The following is a 4,265-nucleotide window of genomic DNA, read 5'->3' as shown; positions in this document are numbered from 1 at the left end:
CCGCCTTGGCGGGCCGGGGGGGTTAACCGCAAACCCCATCGTTTTTTGGCGGGGGGTTAGGCGGGTAAGCCGGCAGTAATGAAATCACCGGCATCCGTGTAATCAGAAGGATCACCAGCTTCGCGGCTTACGCCGCTCCCACAAGCGGACAGGTCAGCGGCGAAGCCCCTGCCGAGCATGGCTCGGCACTACATCAAACGCAGAAGCCGACATCAAACGCAGAAGCCCGGCTTTTGGCCGGGCTTCTGGTTCTGCTTTCATGCTGGAGCGTTGGCTCAGCGCACTTCTTCGTAACGCAGCACCATGCCGGGCTTCAACACAGCACTGGCATCCAGATTGTTGGACGACAGCAGGGTCTTCACAGAAATGCCATAGCGGCGGGCAATGGTCCAGGCGGATTCGCCGCTGCGCACGGTGTGGCGGCTGCCATTGCTGGCCGAGGCCACCGCGCGCGAGGGGGCCGCTGGACGGCTGCGGGCTGCCGTAGGAGCTGCAGGTGCCGCATCGCGAGTCGCAACCAGCACACTCTCGCTGTTGTCGCTCTCTACGCTGCCAATGGCGGCGGCCGGGGCCAGGACCCGGGTACCGGAGCGCGAGCTGGTCAGGGCGGGGTTGAGGCGGGCGATACGCGCCGGATCCAGCGCGTTCTGTGCCGACCAGGCCGCCAGGGTGGTGTTGGCCGGCAGGGTGTGGCCCTTCAGGATCGGCACCTGCCGGTCCAGCGCGGCCATCAGGTCAGGTTCGTTCTCGGCCTGTTCCAGCACGCAGGCCAGCGCGTGCAGCTTTTCTACGTAGGCGTAGGTGATCGGCGACAGCCCCGGCAGCTCGGAAGCAGTCGCGTTCTGGGCATTCATGCCGCCACGACGCAGCGACTGCAGGATGCGGTACTCGCCAGCGTTGTAGGCCATCGTCGCCAGCTGCCAGTCACCGGCAAACATGCCGTGCAGGGTCTTCAGGTAACGCACGGCGGCACGGGTGGAGTCCACCGCCGACAGGCGGCCGTCATAGCCCTTTTCCATCGGCACGCGGTGGTTGCGTGCAGTGGTGGCGATGAACTGCCACAGCCCGGCCGGGCCGCTGGCATTGCGGGCGCCGGGGCGGTAGCCGCTTTCAACGAAGGGGATCAACGCGAATTCGGTCGGCAGGCCGGCGCTGCGCAGCTCGTCGACGACGTAGCCGAACAGCGGCAGCGCATCGTCCTCGACATTGCCCAGTCGTGACGGGGCGTGCGAGAACTGCTTGCGCCAGCGTGCGCTGGTGGCTTCGGCGTCGCACTGCGGTGCGGCCAGGCCCTCACGGAAGTTGGCGAAGATCTCGCGTCCGTTACGGGTGGTCGGGGCCGGCAGGGAGGCCGGGTCCAGCGGTAATGCAGTCAGTGCGGCGACGTTCTGGGTCATGCCGGCGCTGACCGGGAGCGTCTGGGCGGCCAGCGCGCCGCTGCCCGTGCCCAACAACAACCCCAGCGCCAACGGCAGACTGAGCCGCCTCATGCGCGAAAACCGTCTTTCCACCGCCGCAGTTCGGCGAAGACTTCCACCTGGTCGGTGGGTGCGCGACCAAGCCGCGCCGCGATCGCTGCAACGATGGCGGTATCGGCAGTCCGCAGAAACGGATTGCATTCGAGTTCGCTCGCCAGGATGGCGGGAACGGTAGGACGGGAACTGCTGCGCATGTCCGAGGCTTCCTGTTGGCGGCGTTGCAATGCCGCGTTGGTGGGGTCGACATGCCGCGCAAACACGGCATTGGCCAGCGTGTATTCGTGCCCGCAGCAGACCAGTGTCTGTGGGGGCAGGGCGGCCATTCGCTGTAGCGAGGCCAACATCTGGGCCGGCGTACCTTCGAACATGCGTCCACAGCCCAAGCTGAACAACATGTCGCCACTGAACAAATGATCGTGGCCGTAGTAGGCAATATGGCTTCGGGTGTGACCGGGAACTTCCATCACGCTGAAGTCGAAGCCCGACAATTCTACCCGGTTGCCTTCGCTGACTCGTTCACATTCCAGTGGGATGCGTTCATCTACCGGCGCCAGCACCCGCAGCCGGGGCCAGCGCTGGCGCAACTCCGCCACCCCGCCGATATGGTCGTCGTGGTGGTGGGTGAGCAGGACACCCGCAGGCTGCATGCCTTGCGCAGCGGCTTCGAAAACCGGGGCGGCTTGGCCGGGGTCGACGAAAATCGTGCGGTCATCGGGCGTTTGCAGCGCCCAGATGTAGTTGTCCTGAAATGCGGGCAGGGCGATCAGTCGCATAGAATTGGAAAATGCCTGCCCTCCCGTCCCTCAGTCAAGCTGGAGTCTCGCCATGGTTTGAGAAAGCCGGGGCGCGGGCGCTGTGCGAGTGGGAGCAGCGGCTGCTGTCTGAACAGATGCGCGGATTTCCCTCGCCGCCGTGGCTGTGGCTGGCACCAAGCGCCTCCTGGCTGCCCGACCCGCCGCCGCAGGGACGCGGTTTGTGCCTGTACCGCAACCCGCAAGCGCCCGGCTGGGCAGGGGATCTGCGTTGCAGTCTGCCGTTGCCGCTGCCAAGTGAGTCGATCAAGGCCATCGTCATCGAGCATCCTGCAGCCGAGGAACTGGAGCCCTTGTTGTCCGAATGCGCGCGGGTGCTGATGCCTGGCGGGCGGATCTGGGTGACCCTGCTCAACCACTACAGTCCCTACCGCGCGCACTGGCAATGGCAGGGCGCGCGACCGCCATCGGCGGTGCGTTGCAGGACACTATTGCAGCGTCAGGGCATACGATATCGCTCGCTGCGGCACTATGGCCCGCTGTGGACGCAGTCAGGCAACACCCCGGGCACGGCATTGCCGGCCCTGCGCGCCTTGTGCGTGCTGGAAGCTGAAAAACGCACCGCGGCCTTCATTGGCCCGATCAAGGCCAGTCGCGTCAGTTGGCGCGGCCCGGTGGCGACCTGAATTCAACGGAACACTATGAAGTCAATTGAAGTACATACCGACGGCGCCTGCCTCGGCAATCCCGGCCCCGGTGGATGGGGCGCGTTGTTGCGCTACAAGGGCCATGAGCGCGAGCTGGCCGGTGGCGAAGCCCACACCACCAACAACCGGATGGAGTTGATGGCCGCGATCATGGGCCTGGAAACGCTCAGCGAACCCTGCAACATCACCTTGTTCACCGATTCGCAGTACGTGCGCCAGGGCATCACCGAGTGGATGCCGAGCTGGGTGCGGCGTAACTGGAAGACCGCCGGCGGCGACCAGGTCAAGAACCGCGACCTGTGGGAGCGCCTGCATGAAGCCACGCAACGCCATCAGATCGACTGGCGCTGGGTGAAGGGCCATTCCGGTGACCCGGACAACGAACGCGTGGACCAGTTGGCCCGCGATGCTGCAATCCGCGTGCGCGCTGGCGCCGCGAGCAACTGAGGTAGCTGATGCGCCAGATCGTCCTTGATACCGAAACCACCGGCCTGGAATGGAAGAAAGGCAACCGCGTGGTTGAAATCGGCTGTGTGGAGCTGCTTGAGCGGCGCCCCAGCGGCAATAATTTCCACCGTTACCTGAAGCCGGATTGCGACTTTGAATCCGGCGCCGCGGAAGTCACCGGCCTGAGCCTGGACTTCCTCGCCGACAAGCCGCGCTTCGAAGAAGTGGTGGATGAGTTCCTGGCCTATGTGGATGGCGCCGAGCTGATCATCCACAACGCCTCGTTCGACATGGGCTTCCTCGAAAACGAGATGAGCCTGGCCGGCAAGGGCCGCCTGGCCAACCGGGTGACGGTGACCGATACCCTGGCGATGGCGCGCGAGCGCTATCCAGGCCAGCGCAACTCGCTGGATGCGCTGTGCCGGCGTCTGGGCGTGGACAACGCCCACCGCACGCTGCATGGCGGCCTGCTCGATGCGCAGATCCTGGCTGATGTCTATATCGCGCTGACCTCGGGCCAGGAAGAGATTGGTTTTGGTCAGCCTGAAGCCGAATCGGCCAATGCCGCTGGTGTCGTGCAGGCGTTCGATGTGTCGGCGCTGTTGCCGCGGCCGCGCGTGCTGGCGACCGCGTCGGAGCAGGAAGCGCACGAGGCGCGTCTGGCCAGGCTGCGCAAGAAGGCTGGCCACGCATGGTGGGACGGAGAGCCGGTGCCAGCGCCGAGTGAGCCGGCATGAGCCGCGCGGGTCTTTGACTGAAACGGAGGTCCGCGGGCCCTCGTGGAACGGGCGAGGCAGCCCGCGCGCGGTTCGCCGCCTCCCCCCACACCGGTCGCGCCGGGCCGCCCCCACAAGCAGAGCCGCCACCGCCCCAGCCCCGCC

At 65.9% G+C, this 4,265-nt stretch carries 5 protein-coding genes; 3 read left to right on the top strand and 2 right to left on the bottom strand.

The window, feature by feature from the left end:
* Positions 1–275: 275 nt before the first annotated feature.
* Both ACVOLR_RS19860 and gloB read right to left on the bottom strand, forming a co-directional pair.
* A complete protein-coding gene (locus tag ACVOLR_RS19860; protein WP_481537962.1) occupies positions 276–1,490 on the bottom strand; it encodes a lytic transglycosylase domain-containing protein in 1,215 nt (404 codons plus the stop codon).
* Positions 1,487–2,251, bottom strand: coding sequence for a hydroxyacylglutathione hydrolase (gene gloB, locus ACVOLR_RS19855; RefSeq protein WP_481537961.1), 765 nt, complete (start codon positions 2,249–2,251; stop codon positions 1,487–1,489). Before gloB ends, ACVOLR_RS19860 begins: the two co-directional genes overlap by 4 nt.
* Positions 2,252–2,367: 116 nt before the next feature.
* Here gloB and ACVOLR_RS19850 point away from each other — a divergent pair, with 116 nt between their 5' ends.
* The 3 genes from ACVOLR_RS19850 to dnaQ are packed head-to-tail and all read left to right on the top strand — an operon-like array spanning position 2,368 to position 4,121.
* Positions 2,368–2,916, top strand: a complete 549-nt coding sequence (locus ACVOLR_RS19850) for a class I SAM-dependent methyltransferase (RefSeq protein ID WP_481537960.1) — start codon at positions 2,368–2,370, stop codon at positions 2,914–2,916.
* 15 nt (positions 2,917–2,931) lie between these two features.
* On the top strand, positions 2,932–3,384 hold the full coding sequence (gene rnhA / locus ACVOLR_RS19845) for a ribonuclease HI (RefSeq protein WP_481514502.1): 453 nt from the start codon (positions 2,932–2,934) through the stop codon (positions 3,382–3,384).
* A gap of 8 nt (positions 3,385–3,392) precedes the next feature.
* Positions 3,393–4,121 (top strand): DNA polymerase III subunit epsilon, encoded by a 729-nt coding sequence (gene dnaQ / locus ACVOLR_RS19840; RefSeq protein WP_481537959.1) that lies wholly within the window; start codon positions 3,393–3,395, stop codon positions 4,119–4,121.
* Positions 4,122–4,265: the final 144 nt, after the last annotated feature.

The sequence above is a fragment of the Stenotrophomonas sp. STEN030 genome (assembly GCF_056759995.1).
The sequence above is the reverse complement of the archived record's forward strand: the minus strand, read 5'-3'. Positions and strand labels throughout refer to the sequence as shown.

Coding starts and splice junctions, on each gene's coding strand:
- ACVOLR_RS19860 (WP_481537962.1), bottom strand. CDS start 1,490: ATGAGGCGGCTCAGTCTGCCGTTGGCGCTGGGGTTGTTGTTGGGCACG.
- gloB (WP_481537961.1), bottom strand. CDS start 2,251: ATGCGACTGATCGCCCTGCCCGCATTTCAGGACAACTACATCTGGGCG.
- ACVOLR_RS19850 (WP_481537960.1), top strand. CDS start 2,368: ATGCGCGGATTTCCCTCGCCGCCGTGGCTGTGGCTGGCACCAAGCGCC.
- rnhA (WP_481514502.1), top strand. CDS start 2,932: ATGAAGTCAATTGAAGTACATACCGACGGCGCCTGCCTCGGCAATCCC.
- dnaQ (WP_481537959.1), top strand. CDS start 3,393: ATGCGCCAGATCGTCCTTGATACCGAAACCACCGGCCTGGAATGGAAG.